The sequence below is a fragment of the Frankia sp. CgJB1 genome, assembly GCF_977947065.1.
Map to the genome: position 1 here is coordinate 1 of NZ_CDWTNB010000093.1, position 15,726 is coordinate 15,726.

General features: G+C 71.7%; 11 protein-coding genes. 5 read left to right on the top strand and 6 right to left on the bottom strand.

Annotated features, from left to right (window positions below; translation table 11 throughout):
* The first annotated feature begins 837 nt into the window (after nucleotides 1–837).
* Nucleotides 838–1,716: an undecaprenyl-diphosphate phosphatase gene (locus AC08OT_RS12120; RefSeq protein WP_476593649.1), complete on the top strand. Its 879-nt coding sequence runs from the start codon at nucleotides 838–840 to the stop codon at nucleotides 1,714–1,716.
* 203 nt (nucleotides 1,717–1,919) lie between these two features.
* Entirely contained in the window at nucleotides 1,920–4,718 is a 2,799-nt protein-coding gene (locus tag AC08OT_RS12125; protein WP_476593643.1) for an HAD-IC family P-type ATPase, read from the top strand.
* Nucleotides 4,719–4,740: 22 nt separating this feature from the next.
* Here the strand turns inward: AC08OT_RS12125 and AC08OT_RS12130 are convergent, their stop codons facing one another.
* From AC08OT_RS12130 to AC08OT_RS12145, 4 genes are all read right to left on the bottom strand, one after another.
* Nucleotides 4,741–6,930 (bottom strand): bifunctional copper resistance protein CopD/cytochrome c oxidase assembly protein, encoded by a 2,190-nt coding sequence (locus AC08OT_RS12130; protein ID WP_476593644.1) that lies wholly within the window; start codon nucleotides 6,928–6,930, stop codon nucleotides 4,741–4,743.
* A 178-nt stretch (nucleotides 6,931–7,108) separates the two neighbouring features.
* A complete protein-coding gene (locus AC08OT_RS12135; protein WP_476593645.1) occupies nucleotides 7,109–7,849 on the bottom strand; it encodes a copper resistance CopC family protein in 741 nt (246 codons plus the stop codon).
* 165 nt (nucleotides 7,850–8,014) lie between these two features.
* Complete coding sequence (locus AC08OT_RS12140; protein ID WP_476602826.1) at nucleotides 8,015–9,061, bottom strand: hypothetical protein; 1,047 nt, start codon at nucleotides 9,059–9,061, stop codon at nucleotides 8,015–8,017.
* A 54-nt stretch (nucleotides 9,062–9,115) separates the two neighbouring features.
* Complete coding sequence (locus AC08OT_RS12145) at nucleotides 9,116–9,388, bottom strand: hydrogenase assembly protein HupF (protein ID WP_462187911.1); 273 nt, start codon at nucleotides 9,386–9,388, stop codon at nucleotides 9,116–9,118.
* Between the two features lie 378 nt (nucleotides 9,389–9,766).
* Between AC08OT_RS12145 and AC08OT_RS12150 the strand changes: the two genes are divergently transcribed.
* Together AC08OT_RS12150 and AC08OT_RS12155 are read left to right on the top strand one after the other, a co-directional pair.
* Nucleotides 9,767–10,723 carry an NAD-dependent protein deacetylase gene (locus AC08OT_RS12150; RefSeq protein WP_476602828.1) on the top strand — a complete coding sequence of 319 codons (957 nt, stop codon included), beginning with the start codon at nucleotides 9,767–9,769 and terminating at the stop codon, nucleotides 10,721–10,723.
* Between the two features lie 10 nt (nucleotides 10,724–10,733).
* Nucleotides 10,734–11,429: a GNAT family N-acetyltransferase gene (locus tag AC08OT_RS12155; protein ID WP_476594515.1), complete on the top strand. Its 696-nt coding sequence runs from the start codon at nucleotides 10,734–10,736 to the stop codon at nucleotides 11,427–11,429.
* On the opposite strand, the gene AC08OT_RS12160 is transcribed toward AC08OT_RS12155, so the two are convergent.
* Both AC08OT_RS12160 and AC08OT_RS12165 read right to left on the bottom strand, forming a co-directional pair.
* The gene (locus tag AC08OT_RS12160; RefSeq protein ID WP_476594516.1) at nucleotides 11,416–14,046 is read right to left on the bottom strand and encodes an ATP-dependent Clp protease ATP-binding subunit; all 2,631 of its coding nucleotides are present in this window, start codon (nucleotides 14,044–14,046) and stop codon (nucleotides 11,416–11,418) included. The genes AC08OT_RS12155 and AC08OT_RS12160 overlap by 14 nt on opposite strands.
* Nucleotides 14,043–14,435 (bottom strand): chaperone modulator CbpM, encoded by a 393-nt coding sequence (locus tag AC08OT_RS12165; RefSeq protein WP_476594517.1) that lies wholly within the window; start codon nucleotides 14,433–14,435, stop codon nucleotides 14,043–14,045. The genes AC08OT_RS12160 and AC08OT_RS12165 overlap by 4 nt, the downstream gene beginning before the upstream one ends.
* A 320-nt stretch (nucleotides 14,436–14,755) precedes the next feature.
* Here AC08OT_RS12165 and AC08OT_RS12170 point away from each other — a divergent pair.
* On the top strand, nucleotides 14,756–15,726 hold a 971-nt coding region (locus AC08OT_RS12170), incomplete at its 3' end, for a bifunctional transcriptional activator/DNA repair enzyme AdaA (protein WP_476602827.1).

Consider the following 15,726-nt stretch of genomic DNA (forward strand, 5'->3'; position numbering starts at 1 on the left):
TTTAATGCCGTTCCCTTAGCGTTCGCCCACGTGGGCGAACCCGATTTTCGGGACGATCCGGACGGTGGAGCGCAGCCCTCCAGAACCGCGTCCCAGACGTCCAGGACGTCCAGGCTGCATGACTGATCGCGTCGTCCGTCCGGTCGGCACTTGTCCCGGATGTCCAGGACGGGCCGGACTGGCGGCGGGTCAGGTCGGGGGAGGCCGGGTTGGGTCGGATCAGGCGGGGCGAGCGGCCGGCTGGCCCAGCCAGCGTCGCACCAGACTGGTCAGAACCAGGATCACGGCTGTTCCGACCACTTCAATGATCACATTCGCGAGCAGATGACTCATCGTGCAACCTCCTATGCGTACTGTGTCGCTTCCCGGCCCTGATCGGGGCGCGCCAGACCGCCACGAGGCGGGCGGTCCGTACCTCCGGGTGACACGGTGCGGGCCAAAGATGAACAGAAAGCGAGCGATCTCGTTCGATTGCATGGCCAGAGCATGAACCCGCCCGTTCGTCGCGGTCCGTGACTGTCCGACGAACCGCCAGGTCAGCCCGTGTGGGGGGCCTGCTGCGGGGTGGGCTCGGCCCGATCCGGCGGAACCCCGATCGGACCAGGTCGGAGGATCGGAGAAGGCGGGGACGCCGTCACCCGGCATCCGCCCGCACTTCACCCTTCGCTACGGTGAAGCCGTGGTCGGGTGTGCGTGGATGACGCGAACAGGTCGGGCGCGGAGCCGGCAGACCGATCGTCGTTCCGCGTGGCCTCTGGACCCGGCGGCCTCGCCGGACGGGCTGAACGGACCGGATGGGCCGGGTAGGCCGGACTCGTGGGCCAGGTCGGCGCGTCGATGAACTTCTTCGAGGGGACGGTCCTCGGCCTCGTTCAGGGGCTCACCGAGTTTCTCCCGGTCTCGTCCAGCGCCCACCTGCGCATCGCCGCCGCGCTCGCCGGCTGGGAGGACCCGGGCGCCGCGTTCACCGCTGTGACCCAGATCGGCACCGAGGCCGCCGTGCTGATCTACTTCCGTAAGGACATCGCCCGCATCGTGGCGGCGTGGGCGCGCTCGCTCACCCGCCGGGAGATGCGTAAGGATCCCGACGCCCGGATGGGCTGGCTGGTCATCCTCGGCACCCTTCCGATCGGCCTGCTCGGGGTGACGCTGCAGGACGCCATCGAGGGCCCGTTCCGCGACCTGCGGCTGATTGCCACGACGCTGATCGTGCTTGGCCTGATCCTGGGCGGCGCGGACTGGTACGCCTCGAAGGGGCGGCCGCAGGGTCGTCATTCGCCGCCCCGCCCGCGCAAAGTACTCGAGGACTTGTCGGTGCGTGACGGGCTCTTCTATGGCCTCGCCCAGGCTGCCGCGCTGATCCCCGGCGTCTCCCGGTCCGGTGCGACGATCAGCGGAGGCCTGCTCCTCGGCTACACCCGCGAGGCCGCGGCCCGGTACTCTTTCCTGCTGGCGATGCCGGCGGTGCTGGCGTCCGGGGTCTTCGAACTGCGCTCCATCGGTGGGAAGAATGCCGACGTCGCCTGGGGCCCGACGATCCTCGCCACGCTCGTGGCGTTCGCCACCGGGTACGCCGCGATCGCGTGGTTCCTACGGTACATTTCGACGCGCAGTTTCGCGCCCTTCGTGCTGTATCGCGTGGGGCTGGGGTTGCTGCTGTTCTCCCTGCTGGCCGGGGGTGCCCTCAGCCCCGGCGCCGGTGCCCCCCCGGGCTGAACGGGCGGGGAGCCCCAGGCGCGACCCACGTGCCTACGCCCGTCAACTACGGTGAGGGTCGGCGGTCCGCGTGTGCAGACGGTGAAGGTGTCTGCGGGACATATCCGAACGAGTCCGAGGCCCGCCCGACGTCGGTCGGGAAACCGATACCGATTCCGCTGCCGAGCCTCCGGCAGCGACCGCGACGGAGCGTGGAGGACGCCATGATTCGGCGAGGGGCCGCGGGATCGCGGCTGTCTCCGGGACGGTTCGACGACCGGGACCTGGCGCCCGTCGGCGACCCCGCGTCCATCGACGACCCCGCGTCCGCCAACGGGTCCATGCCCGCCGGCGGGGCCTGGTCCGTCGGCGGGTCCGGCCCCGCCGCGACCGGTCGATCCGCCGCCGGGCTGACCGCCGCCGAGGTCGCCGAACGCGTCGCCGACGGCCGCGTCAACGACGTGCCGGCCCGCTCCAGCCGTTCGCTGCGCGACATCATCCGTGCGAACGTCCTCACCCGGATCAACGCGATCATCGGCGTTCTGCTGGTCTTCGTCGTCATCGTCGGTCCATTCCAGGACGCCCTGTTCGGCGGTGTGATCATCGTGAACACCCTGGTCGGCCTGTTCCAGGAGCTGCGGGCGAAGCGCACCCTGGACCGGCTTGCCGTGGTGGGGGAGTCCCGGCCCGTCGTGCGGCGTGACGGTATCGCCCGGGAGCTCCCCGCCGCCGAGATCGTGCTGGACGACGTGATCGAGCTCGGCGCCGGCGACAAGATCCCCGTCGATGGCCTGGTCCTGGCAGCCGATCACCTGGAGGTCGATGAGTCGCTGCTCACCGGTGAGGCGGATCCGGTGCACAAGCAGCCCGGCGACATCGTCATGTCGGGCAGCTTCGTTGTCGCGGGGTCGGGGGCGTTCCGGGCGACCCGGGTGGGCCGCGAGGCCTACGCGGCCCGGCTCGCTGAGGAGGCGAGCCGGTTTACCCTGGTGCACTCCGAGCTGCGGGGCGGCATCAGCACCATTCTGCGGGTCGTCACCTGGATGATCGTTCCGGCCGGCCTCGTGCTGATCATCAGCCAGGTGGTCGTCAACGACGACGACTTGCCCGAGGCCATCCGCCGGATGGTCGCCGGGCTCGTGCCGATGGTGCCGGAGGGCCTGGTGCTGCTCACGTCGGTCGCCTTCGCGGTCGGCGTGGTGCGGCTGGGCCGGCGGCAGTGCCTGGTGCAGGAACTGCCCGCGATCGAGGGGCTGGCCCGCGTCGACGTCGTCTGCCTGGACAAGACCGGCACCCTCACCGAGGCCGCGATGGACGTCGTGGAGCTGCGGATCGTCGAGCCGGGCACCGCCGGCGCCGTACCTGAGACGGGCGCCGTATCTGAGACGGGCGCCGCCTCCGGGGCAGGCGCGGCCGGAGAGCCGAGCACCCTCGTGCCGAGCGTGCTCGGCGCCCTCGGCGCGGCCGACAGCCGGCCGAATCCGAGCCTGCAGGCGATCATCGATGCCTATCCCGCCCCGCAGGGCTGGCAGGTGCGGGCGGACGCGCCGTTCTCCTCGGCGCGTAAATGGAGCGGCGCGACCCTCGCCGCCGCAGACGGGACCGAGGGCACCTGGCTGCTCGGCGCGCCCGATGTGCTGCTGGCAGCTGGTGACCGGGTGCTCGCCACCGCGGACGAGTACGGGGCGCAGGGCCTGCGGGTGCTGCTGCTCGCTCGGTTCGGCGCGCCGCTGGCGGACGCACTGGCGGACCCGGCGACGGTGCCGACTGGCGTCGTCCCGGTGGCGCTCGTGGTCATCGCCCAGCGGCTGCGGGCGGATGCCCCGGATACCCTGCGGTACTTCGCCGAGCAGAACGTCGCCGCCAAGATCCTCTCGGGGGACAACGCGCTGTCGGTCGGCGCGGTCGCCCGCTCGCTGGGGCTGCCCGGCGCCGACGATCCCGTTGACGCCCGCACGCTGCCGACCGACCGGGCCGCGCTCGCCGACGCCATGGAGAGCCACTCGATCTTCGGGCGGGTCAGCCCGCAGCAGAAGCGGGAGATGGTCGCGGCGTTGCAGTCGCGGGGGCACGTCGTCGCGATGACCGGCGACGGCGTCAACGACGTCCTGGCGCTCAAGGACGCCGACATCGGCGTGTCGATGGGATCCGGCAGCCAGGCGACCCGCGCGGTCGCCCAGATCGTGCTGCTGAACAACAGCTTCGCGACGTTGCCGCCGGTGGTCGCCGAGGGGCGGCGGGTCATCGGCAACATCGAACGGGTCGCGAACCTGTTTCTGACCAAGACCGTCTACTCGGTCCTGCTCGCGATCGTGGTTGTGATCACCCAGGTGCCGTACCCGTTCCTCCCTCGGCATCTCACGCTCGTCGGGTCGCTGACGATCGGCATCCCGTCGTTCTTCCTGGCGCTGGCGCCGAACACCGAACGGGCGCAGCCGGACTTCGTCGGTCGGGTGCTGCGCTTCGCTCTTCCCGCCGGGTTGCTCGCCGCCGCGGCGACGATGACGTCCTACCTGCTGGCCCGGTCGCACTTCTATGGTCAAGACCTGGACGCCGAGACCTCGATGGCGACGCTGACGCTGTTCGGAGTCGCGCTGTGGGCACTGGCGATCGTCGCCCGTCCGTACACCTGGTGGCGCATCGCGCTCGTGCTGACCATGGCGGTCGCGTTCGCGCTGGTCCTGGCCATCCCGTCCGGCCAGGAGTTCTTCCAGCTCTCCCTGGTGGGGACGACCGGGCCGTGGACGGCGGTCGGCATCGCCGCGGTGGCGGCGGTCCTGCTCGAACTCGTATGGGCGATCATCCGCCGGCAGCTGACGGTGGTGGCCGCGCGGGTGGACCTGGAAGCGGCGCGCCGCCCGCCGATTTCGCAGAGCAACGTGCGGATCCTGCCCGCGGTGCGGACCCTGCCCGCGGCGCCTGCCGAGGGTGCGCCTGCCGACAGCCCGCGGTCCGCGGTGGTCGTCCGTCCGGGCGGGAGGGCCGCGGCATCCGGTCCCGACGGCCCGCGGCCGACGCCGTAGTCGGGGTTCTCTCCCGGCCTGCCTATCCGGAGGTCTCGGCCTCAGCACCGGTCTCGTCTCCGGGGGCGGGCGAGGTCGTGCGTGAGGTGGTGGCTGCTGTCGAGGCGGCGGCTGTCGCGGTAGTGGGGGTGGCCGCGGACGGCGTGCGCCGGGCGGGGCCGGCGGCGAGCCGGGTGAGGTAGGCGTTGTACGCGTCGAGTTCGGCGTCGACGTCACCAGCGGCGGCGATGCGCCGCTCCCGGGCCCGCGTCTGCCGCTCGTCCAGCCGGGACCACTGGATGGCCAGCACGATCAGCACGACGAAGGTGGGAATCTCGCCGAATGACCAGGCGATGCCCCCGGCGGTCCGCTGGTCGCTGAGCGGTGAGACGCCCCAGGGCCGGACCAGGCGGTCGTACCAGCCCGAGCCGAGCAGGGCCGATGTGCTCATGATGGTCAGGCCGAGGAAGGCGTGGAACGGGACGACGGCCAGCAGCATCAGGACGCGGCCGGGATGCGGCAGCCGGCGGGGGAGCGGGTCGGTCCCGATCAGCAGCTCGAAGAACAGCACGCCGACCGCCAGGAAGTGCACGTTCATGTACAGGTGGCCGAGATGGTTGCGCATGAGGGTCGACAGCAGCGAGCTGAGGTAGAGCACGTAGAGGCTGCCGGCGAAGTTTGCCGTCACGAGCAGCGGATGGGTCAGGATGCGTACCGGCCAGGACCGCAGCGTTCTCAGCAGCCATTCGCGCGGTCCGGTGCGGTGCGGAGCCGTGGCGGGCCGCATCGCCCGCAGCGCCAGGGTCACCGGCGCGCCGAGCACCAGCGGGATCGGGGCCAGCATGCTGAGCAGCATGTGCTGGCTCATGTGCACGCTGAGCAGGACCGGCCCGTACAGCCCGAGTCCGCTCGATGTGGCGACCACGACGACGAGCAGGCCGGCGAGCCAGGCGATGGTGCGCCCGAGCGGCCAGGGAGCGCCGCGTGCCCGTAGCCGGCGCAGGCCGGCGAGGTAGAGCAGGGCGGCGGTGACCGCGCCGGCGAGGAAGACCCAGTCGATGCGCCAGTCGGTGGCGAGCCGCACGGCGGTGATCGGTGGGGGCATCGGGTATCCGAGCAGCGTCTGGGTCGGATCGTCGGGAACGAGTGCGTCGTTCACCGGTGGCGCCGTGCGGGACAGTCCGACGGCCAGTCCGACCGTGGCCGTGAGAACGGTGAGCTCCACGCCGGCGATGCGCAGGAAACGAGCGACCGCGGTAGTCCCGTCGGTGCCGGTCCGGCGGGTGTTCGTCTGAGCAGTGCCGGTCTGGTCGGTGGGCGTCCTCACCGCGAGCCCGGCGACGATCCGGCGGCGCACCAGACCACCGAGCGTGACGGCGGCCAGCAGGCCCGCGGCCTTGAGCAGGACCAGCAGGCCGTAGCGGGTGTCCCACAACGGGGTGAAGCCGCCGAGCCGCAGGGCCGCACCGGCGATCCCGCTGATCGCCGTGACGGCCGCCGCCCCGGCCGCGAACCGGCTGTACCGGCGCAGCGCCGGGCCGAACGAGCCCACCGGCAGCCGCACCGCGGTGAGCAGGCCGAGTAGACCACCCACCCAGGCCGTGGCCGCGAATACGTGCACGCCGAGGGCCACCACTGCGATCGCATGATCGCCGGACGTGGCGGCGTGGCCAACCAGGATCGGCGGCACGATGCCGGCGACCGCGACAGCGAGCAGGGCCCCGGCCGCGGTTGTCGTCGTGACCGTACGGCCGATCATCGCGATGACGGCCGCCAGGGCCGCCACGACGAGCAGTGCCCGGCCCTGGGAGGTGGTGGAGACGAAGGAGCGCAGCGAGGAGACGCCCAGGACGTCGCCGGCCGGGCGCGCGGAGATCTCGGACAGGGTGAACAGCAGCTCCACGAGGGTGGCCACCATCCACAGAGCCGCGGCGTTCGCCGCGTACCGGCCGCACCGCCGGGCCGTGGGGGACAGGATGCCCACCCGCGACTCGTTGCCGGCCGCACCGCGTTGCGCCGAACGCCCGTGTTTCGCCGGAAGAAGGACGGCGGCCGCGAGAAGCCATCCGATCGTCCCCACGGCGGCGATCTTGCCGACCAGATGCGTGAACGGCAGTGCCCAGTAGGTGGGCGTGCCGGACGAGGGCAGGCCGGGCAGCCGCAGGGGGCCTGGCCCGAAACCGACGGTCAGGGCCAGCGCCACGCATCCGGCCGCGACGGCGACGGGCGCCATCCGTCCGACCGCCGCCGTCCGTCCGTCCCCCGAGGTGGAGCGGCTGGCGGGGCTGGTCCTGGTGGGAGCGGCGGCATACGGAGGAGCGGCCGGACCCGCGGGCGTGGTGGGGTCTGCGGGCGTGGTGGAGTTGTTCGTTATGGCGGGGTCTTTCCTGGTGACGGGGGTGTCCATAGGGTCAGCGCGCTCCGGAGTGACGTCGCCGCAGGGCGAACAGGGTGCCGCCGCCGAGCGTGAGGACACCGGCGATCACAACGGGGAGTATCCAGCCACCGCCACCGTCACCGCCGTCCGCGGATCCCGTATCGGCCGTGATGGCAGTGACGGTCGCGGACGGGGCCGGCGCGGCACCCGTGGTCGGGCTTGCGGTGGCTGCCGGGGTCGGCGTCGTGGTGACCGGGGACGGGGGCGGGGATCCCTCCTGGCCCGCGGACGCCGTGCCGCCGGCAACGGTGAAGGCGAACTCGCCGCCGACCGGATGACCGTCCGCGGACACGACCCGATAGGCCACCGTGTAGCGACCGTCGCGAAGAGCGGTGAGGTCCTGGTGGACGCTGCCGCCCTCGACGCGGGTGGCACCGGCGGTCACGCTGGCGCCGTCGGTCGCTGTGACGGCGACGTTCGTGTAGCGCGGGGACACTGGCTCGTTGAACATCAGGATGATCTCATGTGGCGGGGCAGTGAGAGTGCTGTCCGCCACCGGGGTGCTGGTGACCAGGCGTGAATGCGCCGATGCGGGGGTGGCCAGTCCGAGCGGGACCGCCGCGACGAGGCCAAGCGCCACAACCAGGCTGATCGCCGCGGCGAGGCCGGTGGGCCCCGTGCCGCCCGTACCACCGGTGGGGTTGGCGAACCGGGTGCCGCTCCTACTCGGGACTGCCGTACGCCGTCTCGCGGACAGCCTCGCCTGTAGTCGCACTCAGCAGATTCTACGCGCCGTAGAAACGTGACCACCGCGTCCGATCCAAGATAATCAACAATGTTGACATCCTCCCGGCGCGTAAGTTCCACTCGCTGTTCCCGCTGCTGTTGCTGCTGACGACCGGCCTCGGCTCATCGGCCGAGGCCGATGGCGGGCCGGCGGTCAGCTGCCGCCGTCGTGGTCCACCGGCGCCGGCCGTGGATGATCGGGAAGGACGATCGGCGCGACGAGCACGGTGTCATGGCCGTCCGTGGTGGCCACGAGCGCGGGCCAGAGGCCGTCGTTGACGCAGTTCTTCGCGAATTCGCTGGCCCGGGTCGGGGGAGAGGCCAGGGACACGAATCGGCCCTCGGTCGTCGCGAGGAGCAGGTGCGCGCCGATCAGGGAGTGCCGCATCGCCTGTTCCCGGTGCCATCGGCGGCGCGCCTCGAGGGAGACGTGATCCATCGCTTCCTCGGCCGGAAGATGCCAGCCCGAGGTGTTCACCAGTTCCACCCGGAGCCGGACCAGGCGATGTGCTCCGGTTCCCCCGGCCTGGTGTGCCCAGGTCTGCAGTCCGGCGCTCAACCGCAGCTCTCCCTGCACGGCCCAGCTGTCCCAGGTGATGCGGGTCGGTTCCGCCTCGCCGTGGCCGCTCACGGTTTCCACCCGCCGACCGGCGGGGGCGCTGAACCGGATGGTGTGAGGTGGTCCGAGTCCCGCCGAGACGCCACCGCTCGCCGGATCGGCCAGCTCCCATGGATTCGGCCGTGGCGCGCTCAGGCGGGGCAGCCAGTTCCGCCGCGGTCCCGCGGCGGTCGGTACCGCGCTGCCGGGAGGCGCCGCCAACAGGTCCGTGACCGTCACCACATCGTCGACCTGGCGCGGGATGAACTCGTCCCAGCCGCGGGGCTCGGCATCTCCCGCGGGCCAGCCGCCCGGTGGAAACCGGCCCCCATCCCTGGGGCCACGATCCACGGAACGGGCCGTCAGCTGCAGGTAGCGCACCCGGACCCGGAGCACGGTGTCGGGGCCGCATTCCAGGAGACACTCCGAGTGGGCATGCGAACGCTCCCCCGGATGGGCGAGGGCATAGGACGACGGGGTCAGCACCCCGATCCGCCGGTCTGAGCCGCAGGTGGTGGCGCGGTCGGGACGGGTGGACTCGCCGCGGTAGATCTCAGCGTCCGCGATCGCCGCGGTCTGGTCGAACGGCGAACAAACCGTCATTGCATCTCCCTGCCCTGGACGGGCCTGGCCCGGACGGACGAACGAACGGATGGGCTAGAGAACGGCGATCGCCTCCCCGGCGTGGACCAGCACGGCATCTCCGGGATGGGCGTCGACCAAGGCGATGCCCACCTCCTCCGTTCCGGCGGGAGTGCGAACGACAGCGAGGGCTCCGGGCAAGAGACGGATGACCTCCGCCTCGATGGTCTCCTCCGACCGGGCGATGCGCCCGGCCGCCTCACATACCGGCGCGGCCGGACCGGGATGGACCGAGGCCAGCTCGGCCTCCATCGCGGCCGGTCGGCCTGCGCTCGTGCCGGCGGTCATGCCGACGGTTTTGACGGTGGTCCTGGTTGTGGTCGACGCGGCTGACCTGCCGTGACCGACTGAGCTGCCGTGGCCGACTGAGCCGGAGGGGTGGCGCCGGGCATCCCCCGACTCGGCGTGCCTGGTGCCGACCTGTGCGTTCTCGCCGTACATCGTCGTAACCACCCTCGGGAAGGCTGGCTTTGCCGCAACCGTACGACCCTGGGCCTGATCACACCACACGGCTAGGACGACTACACGACGTATCGATGCCGGTGTCCGAAACATCAACCTGCCGGGACGTCTCCCCCCGGGCTCCATCCCCGGACGGGCGGGGAGCGGACGGGCGGGGAGCGGTGGCGCGGAACGGGCATCCGGGGCACGGCCGGATCGGGCAGCATAGACGGTGTGAGGGACGGTGTGCGACAGCAGGTGACGGGTGGCGGGGGCGAGGTATTCGACCGGCTCTGCTCGCTGGCCGCGGCCGGCGGGGTCGTGGTGGTGACCGGTGCGGGGATCTCCACCGACTCCGGTATTCCGGACTACCGGGGTCCGAACGGGGCACTGCGCCATCACACCCCGATGACCTACCAGGAGTTCACCGATGATCCCGCGGCCCGGCACCGCTACTGGGCCCGCAGCCATGCCGGGTGGCGGCGGGTGGCCCGGGCGGAGCCGAACCCGGGCCACCGTGCACTGGCCCGGTTGGAGCAGGACGGCCTGGTGACCGGTGTCGTGACGCAGAACGTCGACGGCCTGCACCAGCGTGCCGGCTCACGGCGCGTCATCGATTTGCACGGCAGGCTGTCGCGCGTGCTATGCCGCGGCTGCGGCGACGTGAGCCCTCGCCTCGAGCTCGACCAGCGTCTGCGGGCGGTCAATCCCGGATTCCATGTCGGCGCCGCGCAGAGCAACCCGGACGGCGATGTCACGCTCCCCGACGACATGGTCGCCGCCTTCGTCATGGTGGGCTGCCGCCGGTGCGACGGTGACGAGCTGGAACCGGACGTGGTGTTCTTCGGCGCGACCGTGCCGCGGCCGCGTGCCGCGGAGGCGTTCCGGCTGGTCGAGGGGGCCAGGGCGCTGCTGATCCTCGGATCGTCGCTGACGGTGATGTCCGGCTACCGGTTCGTGCTCCGTGCGGCGGAGCTCGACATCCCGATCGCGATCGTCAACCAGGGTCCGACCCGGGGGGACAGCCGCGCGGCCGTCCGGGTCGACGCGCCTCTGGGCCTGGTGCTTCCCCGCCTCGCCGCCGCCGTGACGCCCCCGTCCCCCCGTTCCCCCGTCCCGCCCGGGACGTTACCCACCATGCGCTCGCTCGCGTTCCCGGGGGACTACTTCCTGGAGCTGTGAGGATGGGGGGATGCGATCGGTTTCCCACGTCTACCCGGGCGATCTCACGTTCCGCCGTGCGACCAAGGCCGACGTCGCGGCGATCGTCGAGCTCGTCGAGTCCGCGTACCGGGGGGAGCCCAGTCGCGCGGGGTGGACCACCGAAGCCGACCTGCTCGCCGGGCGGCGCACCGACGCCGCCGCGGTCGGCGCGGCATTGGCGGCGCCGGACAGCGTGGTCCTGCTCGCGCAGGACCCGGACGGAACCCTCCTCGGCTGCTGCCACGTGGAACGACGGGTCGAGCCACCGGCCCGGTCGGAGCACGCGGTGACCGCGGTGACCGCGGTGGCCCGGTCGGGGCATACCACCCGTGGGCAGGCTGACGCGGAGCGGTGTGGCCCGGATGCATCACCGTCGACCGGGTCCTACTTCGGCATGTTCGCGGTAAGCCCGACCCGCCAGGGCAACGGGCTCGGCGACACGCTGCTGCGGCTCGCCGAACGGCACGCCGTGACGGCCTGGTCCGCGGCCTGGATGGGCCTGCTGGTCATCGCCCAACGGGCCGAACTGATCGCCTGGTATCAGCGGCGCGGATACGTCTTGACCACCAGAACGAGCCCGTTCCCCTACGACGACGAACGGTTCGGCCTGCCGCTGCGACCGGATCTCTACTTCGCCGTCCTCCGCAAGAGGTTCGGCGACCGTCCGGGGTTCAGCGACCGCTGAGCGTGCCGGACCGTCCGTGCCGGACCGTCAGCGCGTCTCCGGCGAGGTCGACGACCACCGCGGAACCGTCGTCGACCTCGCCGGCGATCATCTCCCGCCCGATCCGGGTCTCCACCTCGCGTTGCAGGTAGCGGCGCAGCGGGCGGGCGCCGTGGACTGGGTTGTAGCCCTGACGGGCGATGAACATCCTGGCCGGCTCGGTGATGTTCAGGGTGATGCGCCGATCCGCCAAGCGGGCCCGCAGGTCGTCCACCAGCAGGTCGACGACCCGCTCGATCTCGGGCAGGGTCAGCGGGGAGAACAGCACGACTTCGTCGACCTGGTGAAGGAACTCGGGCCGGAAGGCCCGGCGCAGGTCGGCCGTGATCCGAGCGCGGACCTCGGGTCCGGCCGTCCCGTCAGCGTCCGGACCGCCCGTGAGCCGTTCGGACCCCACGCCGGAGGCCAGGATGACGACGGTGTCGCGGAAGTCGACGGTGCGTCCCCGGGCGTCGGTGAGCCGACCGTCGCCCAGGACCTGCAGCAGGACGTTGAGGACGTCGGCGTGTGCCTTCTCGATCTCGTCGAACAGCACCACCGCGTAGGGCTTGCGTCGTACCGCCTCGGTGAGCTGCCCGCCCTCGACGGGCCCGGTCTGGCCGGGTGGGGCGCCCAGTAGCCGGCCGACGCTGTGCCGCTCCTGGTACTCGCCCAGGTCGATGCGGATCAGACTGTCCTCGGAGTCGAACAGGGCCGTCGCCAGGGCCCGGGCCAGCTCGGTTTTCCCGACCCCCATCGGCCCGAGGAAGAGGAATGACCCGATCGGGCGGCGCGGGTTCCCGATGCCCGCGCGGGCCCGGAGCACCGTGTCGGCGACGAGCCGCACCGCCTCGTCCTGTCCGACGACCCGGGCGCGCAGGACCTGGTCGAGGCGTCGCAGCTTCTCCCGTTCCCCCTCGAGGAGCCGGGCCACCGGGATCCCCGTCCAGCGGGAGACCAGATCGGCGATCTCGTCGGCGGTCACAATCTCGCGCAGCAACCGGTGGCCGCCCCGCCGGGGGGTGAGCCGTTCGGACTCGTCGGCGAGCCGCCGGTCCAGTTCGGGCAGGCGGGTGTGGCGCAGTTCCGCCGCGGTCGCCAGGTCGTGTGCCCGTTCGGCCTCCTCGGCCCGCCGCCGGGCCTGTTCGATCTCCTCCCGCAGCCCCCGGACTCGCCGAATGGCCTGGCGTTCGGCCTCCCACCGCGCGCGCATCGCGTTCGCCGCGGCCCGCACGTCGGCGAGCTCCCCACGGAGCTGGTCCAGCCGGGCGATGCTCGCCGGATCGGATTCCTGCGCGAGCGCGGCCTCCTCGATCTCCAGTCGGACCACCCTGCGGGTGATCTTGTCGAGGGCGGTCGGCATCGAGTCGATGTCGGTGCGCAGCATGGCGCCCGCCTCGTCGACGAGGTCGATCGCCTTGTCCGGCAGGAAACGGTCGCTGATGTACCGATGGGACAGCATCGCCGCCGAGACCAGTGCCGCGTCGGCGATCCGAACCCCGTGGAAGATTTCCAGCCGTCCTCGCAGCCCGCGCAGGATAGAGATGGTGTCCGTCGCTGATGGTTCATCGATTATGACTGTCTGGAACCGGCGTGCGAACGCGGGGTCGGACTCGATCTGCCGGCGGTACTCCTCGAGTGTCGTCGTCCCGATCAGGTGCAGGTCGCCGCGGATCAGTAGCGGCTTGAGCACGTTGCCGGCATCCGTCGTCCCCTCGGCGGCACCCGCCCCCAGGACGGCGTGCAGTTCGTCGACGAACAGCAGGATCCGCCCCTCGGACGCCGTGACCTGGGCCATAACCGCCTTGAGTCGTTCCTCGAACGCACCGCGGTGCGCCGTCCCGGCCGCCAGCGCGCCCAGGTCGAGCTGGAACACCCTCCTGTTCCGCAGGCTGTCCGGAACGTCCCTGCGGAAGATCCGGTCGGCGAGGCCCTCGACGATCGCGGTCTTGCCGACTCCGGGGTCGCCGAGCAGCACGGGATTGTTCTTCGTCCGGCGGGACAGGATCTGGATCACTCGGCGGATCTCGGCGTCCCGCCCGATCAGGGGGTCGAGGCGGCCGTTGCGGGCGTCGGTGACGAGGTCGCGTCCGTACTTTTCCAGCGCGTCGTCCGTGGCCGTCGGCGAGGCGGAGATGATGCGCCGGTCTCCGCGCACCCGGGTCAGCGCGATGAGCAGGCGTTCCCGGGTCAGACCCTGCTCGTGCAGAATCCGGCCGGCCGGTGTCGTGGGTCCCTCCTCGAGCAGGGCCAGCAGCAGGTGCTCGACCGAGATGTACTCGTCGCCCAGGCGGTGTGTCTCCCGTTCGGCGGCGTCGAGGGCCCTGGACAGACGCTGCGTCATGTACACCTCGCCCGGTCGGACCCCCGGCCCGGACACCCGCGGTCTGCGCTCCAGCTCCGCCTCCACCGCACCGGTGAGGGCGGGTGGGGTACCACCCGATGCGATCATGAGGCGCGGGACCAGTCCGTCCGGCTGCTCGACGAGCGCGGCGAGCAGATGTTCCCCGTCGACCTCGGTGTGGCCGAACCGCATCGCCCTGGTCTGGGCCGCCTTCAACGCGTCCTGGGAGCTCTCGGTCAGCTTGGTCGACTTCATCGGTACTCCTCGCCGGGGCCGGCACGGCCGGGGCCGTCGCGATGGCCGCGGATGCGCTGTTCGAGTTCGTCGATGCGGTCGCGCAGGTCCAGCACGACGCCGGTGGCCGCATAGGTAATGCCGAGGTCGTGGCGCAGCCGTTCGATGCGCACCGCCTGCCCGACCGCGCAGACCGGCAGCCACCACTGCCCCGCCTGGCCGACGCGCACGTCGAGCAGGCCGAGGGCGACCAACCGGCGGACGATGTCCGGGCCCAGCCGGGTGCGCAGGCAGAAGGAGTCCAGCCCGAGAAGATCCAGACCGGGTTCGACGCCGCCCAGGTGGGTGATCCCGGTGACCGGGACGGTCGGGACGGTCGGGTCGGGATCGCTTCCGGCTGCCCTTCCCACGATTACCTCCTGCTTATGGGCCGATCCGGTGGTCCCCCGCCCACCTGGGGATGTGGAGGGCCGGTCCGGAGGAGCACACCGCCCGTGCGGCGGAGACCGGGCCTGGGCGCGGGTACGGTCGAGCCGGATCGTCTCCGGGTAGCGGTCCGATTACCCATGTGACCGTAGGTCGAACCCGATGGCGTTCGCAACTAGAGGTGACGACTCCACGACGGATAGGTGTGGTCTCCGGGGATGGCCGCGCCCGCCATGCGCCCACGGGCACGACGTCCGATTTCCGCCAGCATGCGAGACGGGACTCGTCGAGAGTAGGTGGAGTGATGACGGACCAGAGCCGCTACGAGGCGCTGCGCAGCCGGGACACGCGCTTCGATGGCGCGTTCTTCTTCGCCGTCACCACCACCGGCATCTACTGCCGCCCGAGTTGTCCAGCCGTCACGCCGAAGCGGGAGAACGTCCGGTTCTTTCCGACAGCCGCGGCGGCGCAGGGCTCGGGCTTCCGGGCGTGCCGGCGGTGCCGTCCCGACGCGGTGCCCGGCTCGGCCGAATGGAACGTTCGCGCCGACGTGGTCGGCCGTGCGATGCGGCTGATCGGCGACGGCGTGGTCGACCGGGAGGGTGTCTCGGGGCTCGCGGCGCGCCTGGGCTACAGCGTGCGGCAGCTTCAACGGCAGATGAACGCGGAAGTGGGCGCGGCACCACTCGCGCTGGCCCGTGCACAGCGGGCGCAGACCGCGCGGGTACTGCTCCAGACCACCGACCTGGCGGCGACGGGCATCGCCTTCGCGGCCGGGTTCGCGAGCGTCCGGCAGTTCAACGACACCATCAGGATGATCTATGCCGCCACGCCGAGCGAACTGCGGGGCGGGCGCCCGGCGCGTCCGGTGACTCCGGCCCGGTCCGCCGTACCGGGTCACAACCGGGATGCGGCTGGGCTGGTGCTTCGGCTCGGTTATCGGGAGCCGTACGCGGTCGACGAACTCGTCGACTACCTTCAGCGACGCGCGATCCACGGCGTCGAGGAGGTCGTCGGCCGGCCCGGTGAGCGAACGTACCGGCGAACCCTGCGGCTGCCGAGAGGAAGCGGCGTTGCGGAGGTCGACGAACGGGCGGGTAACGGAGGGTGGCTGGAGTGCCGTCTGTTGCTGACCGACCTACGCGATCTGACCACCGCGGCGCAGCGGGTTCGGTGCCTATTCGACCTGGACGCCGACCCGCGCGCCGTGGTGGAACGACTGTCGGCGGATCCGGCGCTGGCTGTGCTGGTCGCGCGCAAGCCGGGCCTACGTCT